General features: G+C 70.0%; 26 protein-coding genes and 1 pseudogene. All 27 read left to right on the top strand.

Features of this window, described 5'->3' with window-relative positions:
• Positions 1-82 precede the first annotated feature (82 nt).
• A pseudogene (locus EWH70_RS36765) lies at positions 83-292 on the top strand (response regulator transcription factor); the annotation flags it as partial.
• 161 nt (positions 293-453) lie between these two features.
• The gene (locus tag EWH70_RS32410) at positions 454-717 is read left to right on the top strand and encodes a type 2 periplasmic-binding domain-containing protein (protein ID WP_130479385.1); all 264 of its coding nucleotides are present in this window, start codon (positions 454-456) and stop codon (positions 715-717) included.
• Between the two features lie 485 nt (positions 718-1202).
• Positions 1203-1511, top strand: coding sequence for a hypothetical protein (locus EWH70_RS32415; protein ID WP_130479386.1), 309 nt, complete (start codon positions 1203-1205; stop codon positions 1509-1511).
• Positions 1508-1816, top strand: a complete 309-nt coding sequence (locus EWH70_RS32420; protein WP_130479387.1) for a hypothetical protein — start codon at positions 1508-1510, stop codon at positions 1814-1816. Before EWH70_RS32415 ends, EWH70_RS32420 begins: the two co-directional genes overlap by 4 nt.
• Complete coding sequence (locus EWH70_RS32425) at positions 1813-2034, top strand: zinc finger domain-containing protein (RefSeq protein ID WP_130479388.1); 222 nt, start codon at positions 1813-1815, stop codon at positions 2032-2034. Before EWH70_RS32420 ends, EWH70_RS32425 begins: the two co-directional genes overlap by 4 nt.
• Positions 2027-2422, top strand: coding sequence for a hypothetical protein (locus tag EWH70_RS32430; RefSeq protein ID WP_130479389.1), 396 nt, complete (start codon positions 2027-2029; stop codon positions 2420-2422). Before EWH70_RS32425 ends, EWH70_RS32430 begins: the two co-directional genes overlap by 8 nt.
• Positions 2419-2547 carry a hypothetical protein gene (locus tag EWH70_RS36545; RefSeq protein ID WP_276320593.1) on the top strand — a complete coding sequence of 43 codons (129 nt, stop codon included), beginning with the start codon at positions 2419-2421 and terminating at the stop codon, positions 2545-2547. Before EWH70_RS32430 ends, EWH70_RS36545 begins: the two co-directional genes overlap by 4 nt.
• Positions 2544-2735, top strand: coding sequence for a hypothetical protein (locus EWH70_RS32435; protein ID WP_130479390.1), 192 nt, complete (start codon positions 2544-2546; stop codon positions 2733-2735). Before EWH70_RS36545 ends, EWH70_RS32435 begins: the two co-directional genes overlap by 4 nt.
• Entirely contained in the window at positions 2732-3607 is an 876-nt protein-coding gene (locus tag EWH70_RS32440; protein WP_130479391.1) for a hypothetical protein, read from the top strand. The genes EWH70_RS32435 and EWH70_RS32440 overlap by 4 nt, the downstream gene beginning before the upstream one ends.
• 150 nt (positions 3608-3757) lie before the next feature.
• Positions 3758-3934, top strand: a complete 177-nt coding sequence (locus tag EWH70_RS35700) for a hypothetical protein (protein WP_165436513.1) — start codon at positions 3758-3760, stop codon at positions 3932-3934.
• Positions 3935-4183: 249 nt separating this feature from the next.
• A complete protein-coding gene (locus tag EWH70_RS32445) occupies positions 4184-4477 on the top strand; it encodes an HNH endonuclease (RefSeq protein ID WP_130479392.1) in 294 nt (97 codons plus the stop codon).
• A 281-nt stretch (positions 4478-4758) separates the two neighbouring features.
• The gene (locus tag EWH70_RS32450; protein WP_130479393.1) at positions 4759-5154 is read left to right on the top strand and encodes a hypothetical protein; all 396 of its coding nucleotides are present in this window, start codon (positions 4759-4761) and stop codon (positions 5152-5154) included.
• Positions 5084-6622, top strand: a complete 1539-nt coding sequence (locus EWH70_RS32455) for a terminase (RefSeq protein WP_130479394.1) — start codon at positions 5084-5086, stop codon at positions 6620-6622. The genes EWH70_RS32450 and EWH70_RS32455 overlap by 71 nt, the downstream gene beginning before the upstream one ends.
• Before the next feature lie 11 nt (positions 6623-6633).
• Positions 6634-6819: a hypothetical protein gene (locus tag EWH70_RS32460; protein WP_130479395.1), complete on the top strand. Its 186-nt coding sequence runs from the start codon at positions 6634-6636 to the stop codon at positions 6817-6819.
• Positions 6816-8084 (top strand): phage portal protein, encoded by a 1269-nt coding sequence (locus tag EWH70_RS32465; protein ID WP_165436514.1) that lies wholly within the window; start codon positions 6816-6818, stop codon positions 8082-8084. The genes EWH70_RS32460 and EWH70_RS32465 overlap by 4 nt, the downstream gene beginning before the upstream one ends.
• A complete protein-coding gene (locus EWH70_RS32470) occupies positions 8059-8859 on the top strand; it encodes an HK97 family phage prohead protease (RefSeq protein ID WP_240687343.1) in 801 nt (266 codons plus the stop codon). Before EWH70_RS32465 ends, EWH70_RS32470 begins: the two co-directional genes overlap by 26 nt.
• Positions 8856-10094, top strand: coding sequence for a phage major capsid protein (locus EWH70_RS32475; protein ID WP_130479396.1), 1239 nt, complete (start codon positions 8856-8858; stop codon positions 10092-10094). The genes EWH70_RS32470 and EWH70_RS32475 overlap by 4 nt, the downstream gene beginning before the upstream one ends.
• A gap of 79 nt (positions 10095-10173) precedes the next feature.
• Entirely contained in the window at positions 10174-10440 is a 267-nt protein-coding gene (locus tag EWH70_RS32480; RefSeq protein ID WP_130479397.1) for a hypothetical protein, read from the top strand.
• Positions 10441-10457: 17 nt separating this feature from the next.
• Positions 10458-11066, top strand: coding sequence for a head-tail connector protein (locus EWH70_RS32485; RefSeq protein WP_130479398.1), 609 nt, complete (start codon positions 10458-10460; stop codon positions 11064-11066).
• Between the two features lies 1 nt (position 11067).
• The gene (locus EWH70_RS32490; protein ID WP_130479399.1) at positions 11068-11487 is read left to right on the top strand and encodes a hypothetical protein; all 420 of its coding nucleotides are present in this window, start codon (positions 11068-11070) and stop codon (positions 11485-11487) included.
• Between the two features lie 11 nt (positions 11488-11498).
• Positions 11499-11678, top strand: a complete 180-nt coding sequence (locus EWH70_RS32495; RefSeq protein WP_130479400.1) for a hypothetical protein — start codon at positions 11499-11501, stop codon at positions 11676-11678.
• Position 11679: 1 nt separating this feature from the next.
• On the top strand, positions 11680-12411 hold the full coding sequence (locus tag EWH70_RS32500) for a hypothetical protein (protein ID WP_130479401.1): 732 nt from the start codon (positions 11680-11682) through the stop codon (positions 12409-12411).
• A gap of 66 nt (positions 12412-12477) precedes the next feature.
• On the top strand, positions 12478-12882 hold the full coding sequence (locus tag EWH70_RS32505) for a hypothetical protein (protein ID WP_130479402.1): 405 nt from the start codon (positions 12478-12480) through the stop codon (positions 12880-12882).
• A 3-nt stretch (positions 12883-12885) separates the two neighbouring features.
• Positions 12886-13449: a hypothetical protein gene (locus tag EWH70_RS32510; RefSeq protein ID WP_130479403.1), complete on the top strand. Its 564-nt coding sequence runs from the start codon at positions 12886-12888 to the stop codon at positions 13447-13449.
• Between the two features lie 12 nt (positions 13450-13461).
• The gene (locus EWH70_RS32515; protein WP_130479404.1) at positions 13462-13833 is read left to right on the top strand and encodes a hypothetical protein; all 372 of its coding nucleotides are present in this window, start codon (positions 13462-13464) and stop codon (positions 13831-13833) included.
• A gap of 35 nt (positions 13834-13868) precedes the next feature.
• On the top strand, positions 13869-13997 hold the full coding sequence (locus tag EWH70_RS36550) for a hypothetical protein (protein WP_276320594.1): 129 nt from the start codon (positions 13869-13871) through the stop codon (positions 13995-13997).
• 6 nt (positions 13998-14003) lie between these two features.
• Positions 14004-16568: a hypothetical protein gene (locus EWH70_RS32520; RefSeq protein WP_130479405.1), complete on the top strand. Its 2565-nt coding sequence runs from the start codon at positions 14004-14006 to the stop codon at positions 16566-16568.

The following is a 16568-nucleotide window of genomic DNA, read 5'->3' on the forward strand; positions in this document are numbered from 1 at the left end:
GGTCAAGGAGAACCTGCCGACCTACGCGATGACCCCGAAGTCCGCCATCGCTGGTGCGAGTCGGCTTGCGGCCAAGGAAGCGAAGCTCACCGACCGCGAGCTACAGGTGCTCGTCGGCATGTCGGTCGGACAGACCAACGGCGAGATCGGCAAGGGCCACCACCTGTCCGAGGACACCGTGAAGTCCCACGCCCGCACGCTGTTCCGCAAGCTCGGCGCCCGAGACAGGGCGCAGGCCGTCGCGCTCGGCTACCAGCGCGGCATCTTGCTCACCGCGCCGTCGACGTCATGACCGGCCAGCAGCTCGCCGACGCCTTCGCCGGAGCCTGGCGCGCCGACGTCGACTCCGAGCCACACCCCGACATCCACCTGCCCACCCACTAGACCCCGGGTCGGTCCGCGTGTTCTCCCGCCGCGGGCCGACCCGGTTCCCAACCCCGAGAGGAGGCGCCGGTGAACCACACGGACCACGACGACATCCGCCCCGACGTCCGCGCGACGGCGCGGCGCCTTCTCTACGACCTGGCACGCCGAGGCGAGTTGCCCGCCGAGGCGCTCGACACCAAGGACCGGTCGCGGCTGTTCGCCGAGCTGTGGGAACGCGGCTGGACGGACGCCGAGATCGGCGTGCACACGAAGACGACCACGTTCACGGTGGCGCGAGTTCGGGAACGCCTCGGGCTCGCGCCGCGCACGATCACGAAGGGGGCCGCATAGTGCCTGATTTCCGGGTCGCTGACACCGCGCCCGAACACCCGAAGATGAGGGCAGCGGGACCGGCTGCGATTGGCTTGTGGGCCATGGCCGGTGCCTACTCGATGCGCCCGGACGTGCTCACCGATGGCTGGGTGCCGTCGTACTGGGTCGCCACTTGGCCCGCCGGTAAGCGCCTCGCGGGTGTCCTGGTCCAGGTTGGACTGTGGACACCCGAGCAGCGTGACGGCCTCGACGGCTGGCGGTTCCGCGACTGGCTCGACATCCAACGGCCTGCTGAGAAGATCCGCGCTGACCGAGAGAAAGCCCGCGTGCGCATGGCCCGGGGACGGTCCAAACGAGACGCCAGTTCGCCAGATGTTCGCGCGAACACACTACGAACGAACGGCGAACGTTCGGACGAAATGCGGGAGAAGTTCGGCGACTCCCTATCCCTATCCCTATCCCCTAGTGATCACCTTGGGGAGGAGGGTTACGTAGGGCAACGCGTGCGCGAACAGTCCTCCACCCCCGAAAACCCTGGGGGACAACGACCCGCTGCCCGCTGCCCGCGCCACGCTGGCGACGAGTACCCGCCGCCGTGCCGCACCTGCGCCGAGGCCCGGGAGTCGGCCGAGGCATGGGACGCCCGCCAGGCCGAGCAGCGTGCCGCGCTCGCCGCCGAACTCGACGCCGCCCGCGCCGACCCCCGGATGCGATGCGCACACGGCACCGACGGTGGACGCCTGATCCGCCGCGACACCGGCACCTCACCCTGCGCCCTCTGCCGCGCCGAGCAACCCATGGAGGCATCGTGACCGACATCCTCGCGATCGAACCGTCCGAGTCCGGGCGGATCGTCCATCTCGACCTGCCCGGCTACCAACCCGGTCGCAAGTCCCGGTCGTGCTCGCAGGCCATGGCGATGTGCGGCGCGTTCGTCGGCGCCGGCCACCAGCGCATCCCGCTTGCCCAGGCCCGCGAGTGGACGCGGCGTGCACCGACGAGCCCGCCTACACCGGTCCTGACGTGGTGCCGCCCGTGCCTCGGTCACGCCGCAACCGTCCACGGCCTCGCCGAGCAGCTCGTCGACGAGCTGCTCAGCTCGCCTGTTCCGCCGTGACCCGCCACCCCGGGCGAACCGGCCACAGCCGCCACGGCCTGTTCTGGAACGACCTCGCCGGCCAGACCGACGCCGAGATCCGGACCAGCCCGCGCACCGTCGCCTGCCCCGCCTGCCTCGCACGGCCGCACCAGCCGTGCCGCACGCGAACCCGCCGCCACACCGTCATGAACGGCTACCACGACTCCCGAGTTCGAGAGGCCAACCCCGATGCCTGAAGCCCGCCGCCGTAACCACCGATCCGCCCGCCAGGCTGGTACCCGGTTCGAACGCGACATCGCCGACCACCTCGCCCGCTGGGTCGACGACCGCATCGACCGCCGAGTCAAGACCGGCGCGAACGACCGCGGCGACATCGGCGGCGTCCGCCTATCGCCCGCCCTCGCCAACGGCCGCGTCGTCATCGAGTGCAAGAACACCACCCGCCTCGCCCTCGGCACGTGGGCCGCCGAGACCGCCGCCGAACGCGGCAACGACGACGCCGTCGCCGGACTCACCGTCCACAAACGCCACGGCGTGTCCGACCCCGGCGCCCAGTGGGTCACCTGCACCGTCAACGACCTCGTCGCCCTGCTCACCGGCCACCGACCCGAGGACCCGGCATGACCACCTCGACGACCGTTCAGCTGGTCGCCCTGGCCGTCTGCGCCCTGGCCCTCCTCTGGACCGCCACGTCAGTGCGCAGAGCACGCGCCGCGCTACGGCAGCTCGACGACGAGCAGGACCGATGACCAGCCCGTGGGACGACTTCGTCCGCGCACACGGCCGCCCCACCGGGTTCGCCGACCAGCCCGACATCGGCGGCCGACTCACCCGCCTGCCCGACGACTACGAAACCGACGACGAACTCGTCCAGGTCTTCCGCTGGCTCGGCCTGCCGCTCTACGCCGCCTACGACCCCGAGGAGCCCACGCCATGAACCATGTCCGGCCCTGCCTCCTCGGCTGCACCAACGCCGACGGCATCCCCTACCGCGCCGCACCCGGCCGCCAGACCTGCCCACGCTGCGGCGACCAGCTCGCCGCTCTCCTCCGCGAAATCGGCGACCTGTACGCCGTCCTCGACGACCCCGAACAACTCCTACCCACCACCAGCGGCGGACGCGGCCGACCCGGCTACGGCTCTCGCTCACCCGCCGTCGACGACCTGATCGTCCACACCGACGTACGCACCGGCGAGACCGACACCGGCGGACCCGGCGCGCTCGCCGTCGTCGAACAGTGGGCCCGCCAGATCCGCGAAGACCGCAGCGTCGACACACCACCCGACCAGATGCGCGCCACCGTCCCCGCCGGCCGGATCACCATGACCCGCGAACTCGCCACGCTGCGGTTCCACTGGGACTGGATCCTGGCCCAGGACTGGGTCGACGCGTTCGCCGACGAGATGCGCGCTGTGCGCGACCAGCTCGTGCGCGCCCGCCGCCTCACCGTCCCCGTCATCCGCATCGGCACCTGCCCCATCACCGTCATGACCGTCGACCGAGACGCCGACCCCATCACCCTGCCCTGCAGCGCCACACTTCGCGTCCGCCTCGGCGACACCGAGATCCGCTGCCCCGCCTGCCACACCGTCTGGACCCGCGACCGCTGGCACCAGCTCGGCACCGACTGGGCCGACTACGCCAGCCTCGCCACCCAGCTCGACATCCCCGTCACCACCCTGCGCCGCTGGTGCCACGAAGACCACTGGGCCACCGCCGGCACACGGTCGCGTCGCCTCGTGTCCCGGGCCGACGCGCTCGCCTCCTACGCACGACGCCACACCACACCCACCGGAAACGCAGGATGACCACCATGGCCAACGCCGGGATCGACCTCCTGTGTCACGCCGCGGACGACATCCGGTCACCGCTCGACAACAGCGCCGGAACCGGCCCGCGACCCAGTAACGACAGTCGCTGACCCAGCGACTCCAGGAGACCACGCCCGAGGAGCCAACATGAACCAGCAGCACCCCAGCTACGCCGTGCGCAAGGTCAAGCGCGAAACCGCGCACACCTTCCACCTGATCATGACCCTCTGCACGTTCGGTATCTGGGGAATCATGGTGTGGATGCCCCTGCTCCTCATCCGCAAGATGCTGCCGAAGCGGCGCGAGGTCACCCGCTTCCACTGATCGTTCACGTTGGAGGCGGAGACCTACGCCTGGCGTGACCGACGCTGGCGCGACAAGAACCGCCACCGCAAACCTCCCGGCTGGTGATGCCCAACGGGGGGCGCACGCCGACACACCGGTGACCACCACCCTGCTTGCGCTCTGACCTGCACCGAACGTACTGTGATCCACAGTGGTGAGCTATGCCCGAAGCCCCGGCCCCGTCACAGACAAGGCCGGGGCTTCGTCACGCCAGGGTGGTGACACACCATGCCACCCCGAGGACCAGGCCGCACCGGGCACCGCTGGCGCCAGCTCTGCGCCCAGGTCTACGCCGAGGAGACGCACTGCTGGCTGTGCGGTACGTGGGTGAGCCAGCTGCTCGACCCGACACACCCGATGTCCCGCACCGTCGACCACGTCCGTGAACTGTGGCAAGGCGGCGACCCCCTCGACCGGAACAACTGCAGGCTCGCTCACCGTGCGTGCAACAGCCGCAAGTCCAACCGACTCCGCACACACGCACCACGAGACGAGATCATGATCGACCCCGCCACCCTCTGACACAGCCCAACCAGACACCACCACCAGGCCGACCAGGACCCGGGGGGCCCGAAGAACTTCCCTGACCAGGCCATAGGAGACCCCGGCCTCGCCGTGGAATCTCCCCCCGAGCAGGGCGTCTAGGGGGTGTGATGGTCGACAAGAAGGCGGCCGCGCGGGCGCGTGTCTACCGTGATCGGAAACGGCGGCACGACAAGGGCGATCACTCACTTTGCGTGGTCGGGAACTGTCTGGTGATCACTCCGGAGGCCATGACGTCACCCGTGACGCAGGACGAGCCCGTGACGCCTGTGCCTGATGAGCAGGGGCTGGGACAGCGGGGCCGGCGGCTGTGGGACGAGATGACCGCGGCCTGGGCGCCATCGCCGTTGCATCGGGAGATGCTGCTGGAGGCGTGCCGGATGGCCGACCGGCTCGACCGCCTCGACCGGCACCTGAACGGCGAGGACTGGCTGCGGTTCTGGTCCCGCAACGACGAGGGCACCCGCGTCGAGGTGATCGTCGACAAGGTGCTGACCGAGGCACGGGAGCTGCAGTCGGCGTTCCGGATGGCGGTGGCGGACCTGGTGAAGGCAGCTCCCGCGAAGCAGCCCGAGCGGAAGGGCGGTGGCGTCCTTGTTGCTCTCGCCGCCAAGCACGCCGAGCCTGCTGCGCGGGGCAGCGGCGCCGCGGGTTGAGTGGCGGCCGCCGACCATCGTCGGCAGCTACGGCGGTCTCGCCGCCGACCTGATGGCCGCGGCGGGCAAGCCGTACGAGCCGTGGCAGCGCGACGGCGTCGACCTGATGATGTCGACCCGGCCGGACGGCAAGTGGGCGTGCTACGAGTACGCCGAGTGGGTTGCCCGCCAGAACGGCAAGGGCGGCCTCGGCGAGGGCCGCGCGCTGGCCGGGTTCTTCGGCCGCGGCGAGGAGCTGATCATCTGGTCGGCCCACGAGTACAAGACCGCGCTGGAGGCGTTCCGGAAGATCCGGCGCCTGATCCGCGCGCTGGGTGCGCCGCTCACCGAAACGCTGGTCGACGTCGACGGCGTCATGGTCAAGATCAGCAACACGAACGGCGAAGAGGGCTTCGAGCGGCTCGACACCGAGCAGCGGATCAAGTTCGTCGCCCGGTCCAAAGGCAGCGGGCGCGGCTTCTCGGGCGACTGCAACATCATCGACGAGGCGTTCGCGTACACGCCCGAGCAGCAGGACGCGCTGATGCCGACCCTGATCGCCCGGCCGAACGCGCAGATCATCTACCTGTCCTCGCCGCCGCTGACCGGCGACACCGGCGAGGTCATGTTCGAGCTGAAGGCCCGCGCCGAGGCCGGCGGGGACGACTCGCTGGGCTACCGCGACTGGGGTATCGCCGGGCACCTGGACGACCGGGCCGCGATGAACCTCGACGACCGCGGGCTGTGGGCGCAGGCCAACCCCGCGCTCGGCTACGGGCGGGTGACCGAGGAAACCATCGGCAAGCTGCGCCGGTCGATGACCAGTAACCAGGCGCTGGGTTTCGCCCGCGAGGTGCTGGGGCTGTGGCCGAAACGGGTCGCAGGCGGCGGCGCGATCGACATGGCCCGCTGGGTCGATCTGGCGGACAGCATGTCGAAGCGGCGGGGCGACGTGGCGCTCGGCGTGGACATCTCGCCGGCGCGGGACTACGCCTCGATCGCGCTGTACGGGGTGCGTGACGACGAGCTGGGACATGTGCAGCTGGTCGACTACCGGGCCGACACCGGGTGGATCGTGGCCCGGCTGGTCGAGCTGAAAGCCGCGCTGGATCCGCTGGCGGTGGGCATGGGCCGCGGGACCTACGCCTCGCTGAAGACCGACCTGGACAAGGTCGGGCTGACGGTGCCGGAGGACCCGGCGAAGCCGAAGCGTGGGGAGCTGGCCGTGACCACGGCGGTGGACATGGCCGCCGCCTGCGGGCACGTGCTCGACGCTGTCAAGCAGGGCACGTTCCGCCACCTCGGGCAGACCCAGCTGGACGAGGCGGTGGCCGGCGCGCGCACGAAGCAGACCGCCGACGCGATCGCCTGGGCCCGCAAGGACGGTGCCACCGACATCGCACCGCTGGTGGCGCTGACCGTGGCCCGGTGGGCGTACACGACCCGTGTCGACCTGATCGTCACCGACGACGGTCCGAACCTGTGGTGAAGGGGACGCCCGTGGTGGTGCTCGCGCTCGAAGCGCTGTTCGTGCTGGCCGCTCTGGTCGGCGTGGGGCTGGTGAGCGTGCCGGCCGCGCTGATCCTCGGCGGGGTCGCCGGGGTGGTGGCGTGTGAGCGGGCCGCCGCCGAGGCCAAGCAGCAGCGCCGAGCCGCCGCCGAGCGCGGGGAAGGGCGGGCACGGTGACGGGGCTGTTCGGGCTGTTCCAGCGCAGCGTCGAGAACCCGGCCGTTCCACTCACCTCGTCGAGCCTGCTGGACTGGATGCGCGGGCCGTCAGGCGACGCCGGCGTCCCGGTGACCGAGCTGACCGCGTTGCACATGCCGGCGGTGTGGCGATCGGTGGCGCTGATCTCGTCGGTGTCGGCCGCGCTGCCGCTGCCGACCTACCGCGACGACACCAAGGTGCGCACGAAGTCGCGGCTGCTGCGGGACCCGCATCCGGAGCTGACGCCGTTCGAGCTGTGGCGGCTGTCCTACGTGCACCGGCTGCTGTGGGGCAACAGCTACCAGCAGAAGATCCGTTCCCGTTCCGGCGAAGTGCGGGAGCTGTGGCCGATCCGCCCGGACCGCGTCCGTGCCTACCGGGACACCTCAAGCGACGCGGTGCCGGGCGGGAAGCTGTTCGAGGTCACCGACGACGACGGCCGGATCCACGTGCGCACGTCGCGGGAGATCCTGCACATCCCCGGGCTGGGCTACGACGGCACCTGCGGGGTATCGCCGGTGCGGGCGGCGTCGCAGGGTGTCGGGCTGGCGCTGGCCGCGGAGAAGTCGGGGGCGAAGTTCTTCGGGCAGGGCGCCATGCTGTCGGGCATCCTGCAGACCGAGCAGCGGTTGCAGCCCGAGCAGGCCGAGGCGCTCAAGGCGCGGTGGAAGGCGAAGGTGTCCGGTTCGGACAACGCCTACGACGTCGCCGTCCTGGACTCGGGTGCGTCGTTCGAGCCGATCACGATGCCGTACAAGGACGCGCAGTTCCTGGAGTCGCGCCGGTTCCAGGTGGTCGAGATCGCCCGCATGTTCGGCGTGCCGCTGTTCCTGCTGATGGAGACCGAGCGGTCGACCAGCTGGGGGACCGGACTGGAGCAGCAAGCGCTCGGGTTCGTCGTGTTCGACCTGCACCCGATGTGGCTGGTGCCGACTGAGCAGCGCATCACCAAGGAGCTGGTGCGGCCGGTCGCTCCGGACGAGTACGCCGAGTACACCGTCGAAGGGCTGCTGCGCGGTGACTCGCGGGCCCGTGCCGAGTTCTACCGCGTGATGCGTGAGGTCGGCGCGATGAGCGCGAACGACATCCGCGCCAAGGAGAACATGACCCCGGTCGACGGCGGCGACACCTACCTGCAGCCGCTGAACATGGCCCCGCTCGGCAACCCGCCCGCGCCGGGTCCGTCCGCACCGAACCCCGCACCGAGTGGAGATGATGATGACGATTCTGGCGCCGACGACTGAGGAGCGTCGCCGTCTGCCGTTGTCCACCGCCGGGGTGGCCATCCGCGCCGACGGCGACAGCGACAACGGTGACGAACGGTTCCACGGCTACGCCGCGGTGTTCAACACCCGCACCGCGATCGGGAACCCGCTGCGGTGGGGCTTCTACGAGGAGATCGCGTCGGGCGCATTCACCAAGACCCTGTCCGAAGGCGACGCCCGGTTCCTGATCGACCACGACTCCTACTACGTGGTGTCCCGCGTGTCAGCCGGCTCGCTGACCCTGGGCCAGGACACCAAGGGCCTGCCGGTGAACTCCGCTCTGGACACCGAGCTGTCCTACGTGCGTGACCTGAAGGCCAACGTGCGCAACGGCAACATCACCGGGATGAGTTTCGGGTTCTACGTCGTCAAGGACGACTGGAACACCGAGGAAATCGAGGTCGACGGCTACGACGAGCCGATCGAGGTGGACGTGCGGATCATCCGCGAGGTCCGCCTGATCGAGGTCAGCGCCGTCACCTTTCCCGCCTACGAAGAGACCGAGGCGGGACTGAGGTCCGTGGCTACCGCGCTGGTGCACCGGGGCGACGTTCGTGCGATCGAGCGCCGCGCCGCGTACAAGCCGGAACTGCTGGACCTGCTGAAGGTCGTCGACCGCGAGCCGGGTGAGTCCACTCGCGGCACCGTCGGCACCGAGCCGGGCGAGTCCACTCGGTTGTCCCCCAACGACCTGATCAACGCCTACGCGGCCCGCTACGGGCTGCCGACCAGGAAGGACAACCCGACATCATGAGCGTGCAGCTCACCAGGCTCATCGAGGAGCAGAACAAGGTGTGGCAGCGGATGTGCGCCATCCGCGACGCCGCCGAGGCCGACAACCGCGACCTGACCGCGGAAGAGCGGCAGAACTGGGACGAGGCCGAGGCCCGGCTGACCGAGGTGTCCGGCGACATCGAGCGCCTGGAGCGCTTCGCCCAGCTCGACACCGTCGACCGTTCCCAGATCATCCAGGCCGGCACCACCCCGGCCGGGCCCGTCCGGGAGGAGAACGTCGACGCACGCTACGCCGACGCGTTCACCCGCTACATGCGCGGCGGCATGGACCGGCTCGACGCTGAGCAGCGGCAGCTGCTCATGGAGAACTTCTCCGAGGTCCGCGCCCAGGGCACCACTCCGGACACAGCCGGCGGCTACCTGGTGCCCGAAGGGTTCCGCAACGTCATGACCGAGACGATGAAGGCGTTCGGGGGGCTGCTCGGCATCGCCAACGTCATCACCACGACGACCGGTAACGACCTTCCGTGGCCGACCAACGACGACACCGGCAACGAGGGCGCGATCCTCGCCGAGAACACCCAGGTGACCGAGCTGGACGTCACGGTCGGCCAGCGCAAGCTGGCCGCGCACACCTACACCTCGCGGCTGGTTCGCGTGTCCTACCAGCTGCTGCAAGACTCGGCCTTCAACATCAACACGTGGCTGCCGCGCAAGCTCGGCGAGCGCATCGGCCGCGCGGCAGCCGGTCACTTCTGCAGCGGCACCGGCACCAACCAGCCCGAGGGCATCACCACCAGCGTCACCATCGGCAAAACCGGTGCCACCGGTCAGGTCACCAGCATCATCTACGACGACCTGGTCGACCTGGAGCACTCCGTGGACCCGGCGTACCGCACCAACGCGCGGTACCTGATGAGCGACGCGGCCCTGAAGATGATCCGCAAGCTCAAGGACGCCGACAACCGGCCGCTGTGGGTGCCGGTTCCGGCACCCGGGTTCCCCGCGACGATCAACGGGTACGGCTACACGATCGACAACAAGATGCCGGTCCCGGCCGCGTCCGCGAAGTCCATCGTGTTCGGCGACATCGCCGCCGGCTACATCATCCGGCAGGTGCTGGACGTGCAGACCCTGCGCCTGACCGAGCGGTACGCCGACTTCCTGCAGGTCGGGTTCCTCGGGTTCGCCCGGCTCGACGGCAAGCCCGACGACGCCGCGGCGATCCGCGCCTACGCGCACCCCGCCACCTGATCGACGCCGCGCCGGAGTCCCTACAGCCGCTAGGGGCTTCGGCGCGGCCCACCCCGAGGAGGACACCACCGTGGAGCTTGTGCGCATTCGCGTCCTGCAGGGAGTCGCCGGCGCCGACTTCTCGTGGGCGCCAGGCGAGGAGGTCGACATGCCCGAGACCGAGGCCCGCAAGTGGGCCGACGGCGTGCGCGCCGAGTACGCCGACCCGGCCGCACCCGCACGCACCGAGGCGCAGGCCGAGAAAGGTGGCGCCGACCGGGGTGGGGCCGAGCAGCCCAAGACCGAGAAGACCGCGCGGCAGTCCCGCGGCGGCGGCCGGAGCCGCCGGGCCGAGACCCGCGGCTGACCGACGGAGCGCTGACCATGCCCCTCGGCGACCCCTACATCACGCTCGCAAGCCTGAAGAACTACCTGGGCATCACCGACGACGTCGACAACGGGCGCCTGGAGGACGCGCTGGCTTCGGCGACGCAGGAGATCGAGGACCACACCGGTCGCCAGTTCAACGACGCCGGCGTCGCGTCCGCACGGATCTACGAGCGGTGGGGGTGTGACCTGGTGTACGTCGACGACTTCCACACCACCGACGGCCTGATCGTCGCCACCGACGAGAACGACGACGGCACCTTCGAAACGGTCTGGCCCGCGTCGGACTACCAGCTGGAGCCGCTCAACGGCATCCACGCCGGCCGTCCCGGCTGGCCGTACAACGTCATCCGTACCGTGAACGACCACGACTTTCCCCGCGGCAGGCGCGCCACCATCCGCGTCACCGCCCGATGGGGGTGGTCCGCCGTGCCCAAGCCTGTGCAGCAGGCGTGCCGCATTCTCGCCGCCGAGACCCGGAAACTCGCCGACGCCCCGTTCGGTGTCGCCGGGTACGGCGAGTTCGGGCCGATGCGCGTGCGGGACAACCCACTGCTGGTCAAGAAGCTCGCGCCGTACGTGCGCGAACCGGCGATGGTGGCCTGACGTGGCGCCGTCGCTGACCCAGATCATGGACGGGATCGAGACCCGCCTGAAGACCATCCCCGGGCTGCGGGTCACGGCGTACGTGGCCGACCAGATCAACCCGCCGGCCGCCGTGGTCGGCGTGCCGGACGTCCCGGAGTACCGGCTCACGATGGGCCGCGGCCGGTTCGAGTTGCGGTTCACGGTGACCGTGCTCGTGTCGGCCGCGCTGGACCGGGTCGGGCAACGCGCGCTCGCGTCCTACGCCGATGTCGCCGGCCCGAACTCGGTCCCGGCCGCGATCGACGGTGACCGCCGCCTCGGCGGGCTCGTCGAGGAGTGCCACATCACGAGCTTCCGGGTTCTCGGCCTCGACGAGGTCGGCCAGATCGGTTTCTACGGCGGCGAGTTCGCTGTGCGCGTCGTCGCCCCAGGAACGTGAGGGAGCAGCACATGACCACACGACGGTTCCGGGTCGGCCCGCGGCCGGTCGAGGGCGTCGAGCCGGGCGAGGTTCTCGAGCTGCCGCTCGACACGCCGCTGAACGTGTCCGCGCTCGTCGAGTCCGGCCACCTGACGCCCATCCGCGCCACGACACGCCCGTCCACTGGCGAGAAGAAGGAGGAGCGCTGACATGGCCACGCTCGCGCTGCTGAACGCCTGGACCTATGTGGACGGCCACGACTTCACCGGCGACACCAACCAGGTGAACCTGAACATGGAAGCCGTCGCGCTCAACAAGACGACGTTCCGGAACAACGGCTGGACGAGCTTGCAGGGCGGCCTGAAGTCCGCGACGTTTGAGCAGGCCGGGTTCTGGTCCGCCGGTGACGGTGAGGTCGACCCCGACCTGTTCACCAACCTCGCCGTCCGCAACAGGGTGCACACGTTCGGCCCGGCCGAGGAAGAGGGCGGCACCGCCTACCTGTGGAAAGCGGGGCAGTACACCTACTCGCTGCTCGGCAGCCTCGGTGAGATGGCGCCGTTCCAGGTACAGGCGCAGGGCTCCGACTCCGTCGGTGTGGTCCGCGGGCAGCTGGCGAAGAAGATGGGCGCCGCGGCGTCGGCCGGGCCGTTGGGCTCGCCGGTGAACCTCGGCGCCGGCGGTCCCGGACAGTTCCTGTACGCGACGCTGCACGTGTTCGCCGCCGGGACCACGCTCAGCGTCAAGGTCGAGTCCGACTCTGCGCAGGCGTTCACGACGCCGTCCGATGTTGCCGGAGCCACCATCGGCCCGGTCACCACGGTCGGTGGCACGTGGATGGCGCAGATCGACGCGTCCGCGATCACGGACACCTGGTTCCGGCTCAACGTCACCGCGGTCACCGGTTCGTTCACCGTCGCCGCCGCGCTCGCCATCCAGTAACCACCCGTCACCTGCACCCCGTCGGCCGTCGGCGGGGTATTTGGCCTGCCCGAAGGAGAAACGCACATGGCCACCCTCGCGCTGCTCAACGAGTTCGTCAGCATCAACGGCGTCAACCTGTCCGACCATGTCCGCCAGGGCACGCTGGCCCTGGAGGCCACCGCGCTCGACTCGACCGCCATGGGCGACGGGTGGAACGAGACCACCGGCGGCCTCAAGTCCGGCACGCTCACGATCGAGCTGCTGGACGACTTCGCCGCGTCCAACGTGGACGCCACGCTGTGGCCGCTCTTCGGCACCGTCGTGCCGTTCATCGTCCGCCCGGACGCCGGCCCGGTGTCGGCGACCAACCCGAACTACACCGGCACCGTCTTCATCGCCCAGCACACCGTCGGCGGCAGCCTGAACGAGATGGCCATGAAGTCGCTCAGCTTCAACACCTCGGGTGTGGTGTCGCGGGCGACCAGCTGACCGATGCCCGCGCACGTCGAGATCCGCGGCACCGAAAGCTTCCGCCGCACCGCGCGGAAGCTGAAGGAAGCCGGTGACGGCCGGTTGACACGGGAGATGGCGAAGAAGATGCGGACCGCGGCCAAACCAGCCGTGGACGACGCGCAGCGGTCCGTACGCGGGCTGGCCACCGCGGCGAACGGGCGCGGCGGTGGCGGGCAGGCCCGGCGCGAGCACGCCATGTCCCGGGTACGGAAGAAGACCAACCGCACCAGGCAGCGGGCGTTCGAAGGCCGCGGGCTGCGCGCCACCGTCGGCCGCGCGCTCCAGACGCAGACCCGCGCACGCGGTCAGACGGCCTCGGTACAGATCAAGGTCAACAAGTCGTTGTTGCCTGCGAATCAACGCAAGCTACCGGCCCACATGAACACCGGCCGCTGGCGGCACCCCGTGTTCGGCAGGCCGGTGTGGGTGACGCAGACGACGAACCCTCCGAAGTGGTTCGACCGGCCCATGTCTCGTCACGGCCGCCGGATTCGGAACCGGGCCGTAGAGGCGGTCGACGAAATCAAACGCAAGATCAAGTAGCAAGGGGAGCACGTGAGCAGCAACGCGCTGGTGTACGAGTTCAACTACGGCGACCAGTCATGGCGACTGGAGTTCCACACGATCACCGCCGATGAGGCGATCCGGCTGGAACAGGCCACCGGCATGATCTGGGTGCGCCTGGTGAGTTCCTTCTCCCAGGGCGGCGCCCTGGGCATCAAGGCGTTCTACTGGCTGGCGCGGTGCCGCGCTGGCGAGGACATCAAGTTCGACGACCCGTCGCTGAACTTCGTGTGGAACAAGCTCAAGCTGGACGTCTTGCAGGACCTACGTCCCGAGTCCACAGAGGGCGAGAACACGCCGGCCGGTGATGCCGAGGACCCTCCGCCAGCGACCGAGACACCCGCTCGGTCGAAGAAACGGTAGAGCAGCACAAACCGTTCTTCCTGTCCCTGTGGAACATGCACCCGGCTGACGTCGGCCGCCTCACCCTGCACGACCTGGCGATGTGCGTCGAGCTAGTCGCCGAGCACCGGCGCCGCGCCGAGGAGCAACGACAAGCCGCCCAGCAGCATCCCGGAAGGCGGTGACTCGTCGTGGCCAACGACCTCATCTTCACCGTGCTCGGCATCGACAAGGCCAGCCGGGTGTTCGACAAGGTCGGCGACTCAATGAACCGCATGGGCACCCGCGCGACCGCGATCCTCGCCGGCGTCGCGGGCAGCTCGGCGGCAGCGGGAGCCGCGGTCGCCGCATCGGTCGCCGCGGTGCCGGCGGCGTTCATCGGGCTCGGCGCGGTCGCGGTCCGGGAGAACGCGCAGGTTCAGCAGTCGTTCCAGCAGCTCGGCAACGAGCTCAAGCACGGCTTGGCCGCCGACGCCGCCCCGATGGCGGACGCCCTGGTCGGTGCCGCTGACCAGATCGGCGCGGCTTACGCCGGGTTGCGTCCGCAGATGCAGCAGGCGTTCGCCGCCTCGGCGGGCTACGTCGACGACCTCGTCGGCACCGTCACCGACTTCGCGACGCAGGCGATGCCGGGGCTGGTCACGGCTACGGCCCGCGCGGGCCCTGTGTTCGCAGGGCTGCGCACCTTCGCCCGCGACGCCGGGGTCGGCGTCAGCGAGTTCTTCGAGATCACGTCGTCGAAGTCTGCCGAGGCCGGGAAGTCGCTGGAGCACTTCGGCCTGCTCGTCCGGGACAGCCTGCCCGCCGTGGGCACGATCCTCGCCAACCTCACCGGGTTGTGGGCCGAACACGGCGACGAGGCAGTCAGCGTCATCACCGGGCTGCTCGACGTGCTCGGTGACCTGTCCGGGTCCGCGCTGCCGGTGGTGTCCGCCGGGCTCGGTGTCGCGCTCGACGTTCTGTCCGGTGTCCTGGCGGTCGTGCAGCCGCTCACCGGCGCGCTCGGACCGCTCATCGGCGTGTGGCTGGCGCTGTCGACAGCGATGCGCGGCGTCACCGCCGTCAAGGGGATCATGGACAACGTCACCGGCGCGGTGACGAACTTCGGCAACGCCACGAACAAGGCCGCCGGTGCCGGCGGGGTGGGCAAGCTCGCTGCCGCGACGGGCGGTGTGATGTCGATGCTCGGTGGCCCGTGGGGTATCGCCATCGGCGCGGCCGCGGTTCTGCTGGCGTCGTTCGGTCGGGACTCCCAGCAGGCCGCCGCCGACCAGAGGTCCCTGGCGGACGCGTTGCGCGAGTCGGGTGGTGCGTTCGACGACAACGCCCGCAAGCAGATCTACAATAGCGAGGCCTACCAGGAAGTCGCCGGGCTGGTCGACAAGCTCGGCATCAGCCACGGCGAGATGATCGACGCCCTGGTCAAGGGCGGCCCCGCGCTCGACCAGTTCCGAGCCCGTCTCGACGAGATCGCGCGCCTGGACGCAGTCGAGGCAACCGGCGAGATGAGCGAGGTAGGCCACGCCGCGTTCGACCTGTCCGGCAAGCTTGACGGGCTTCGCGGCGGTGTCACCGGCGCCGTCGCCGAGTTCGAACGGATGGCGCAGGCGACCCGCCCGTCAGAGGCCGCGCTGGCCGCGGTCGGGTTCGAGTCGCGCGTAGCGAACGAGGGTGTCCGGGCGCTCAACGACGCGTTCCAGGTCATCGCGGACTCGGCGGCCACAGTCGAGGAGCGCGGCAAAGCCATCATCGCCGTGCTGGACCAGCTCGCTGGCCGTACGCCGTCCTATGAGGAGGCCACGCAGGCGATCAACGACGGTATCCGCGAGTTGGGCGAGGGGTTCGACAAGACGACGGCGGCGGCGGGCAAGCTGGGTGACTCGATGCTCACCGCCAACGGCACGATCAACACCACCACGGCCAACGGTTCCGCGCTCCAGAACAAGCTGGTCGAACTCCAATCCGGGTTCGCCAACGCGGGTGCCGCGGTCACCGAGCTGATCCAACGGAACGTGCCACTGGGCGAGGCGGTCCAGCGGGTGAACGCCGACCTGGAGACGCAGCGGCAGCGGTTCATCGACGGCGCGGTGGCGATGGGGTTCTCCCGTGACGGAGCGATCCGGATGGCGGACGCCTACGGGATCGGCACCCAGTCCCTCGGGGTGTGGCTGTCGCGGATGTCCGAGGCCGAGCTGGCGGCCAACGGCGTCACGGTGTCGGTCGACAACGTCGGCAACGCGGTGTACCGGCTGCCGAACGGTAAGGCGATCACGGTGAGTGTGAACGACTTGGCGACGGGGCCGCTGAGCCGCATCCGGAACTACGCGAACCGGCTCGGCAACCAGGTGATCACCGTGGCCGCACAGATCAACGCGCGGTTCAACTTCGCGGACGGCGGTCTGGTGCCGGGGTTTGCCGACGGTGGCCCGGTGCGGCGGTTCCCGATGGGCGGCCGGGTGTACGGGCCGGGCGGTCCGCGTGAGGACAAGGTACGCGCCATGCTCAGCAATGGCGAGTTCGTCGTCAACGCCGCACAGACCGCGAAGAACCTGCCTCTGCTGCGTGCGATCAACAACGGGGCCGACTTCGCTGGCGCGTTCGGCTTCCAGGCCGGGAGCGGTGGCGGCGGTGCAGGCGGGACATCGCGGCTGGTGATCGACGTGACCGGTGCGGACGAGGAGTTCAAGCGGCTGATCCGCAAGATGGTGCGGGTCGACGGCGGCGGCTCGGTCGAGGCCGCGTTCGGCAGGGGGTGA

It is taken from the genome of Amycolatopsis suaedae (assembly GCF_004214935.1).
Classification (GTDB): domain Bacteria; phylum Actinomycetota; class Actinomycetes; order Mycobacteriales; family Pseudonocardiaceae; genus Amycolatopsis; species Amycolatopsis suaedae.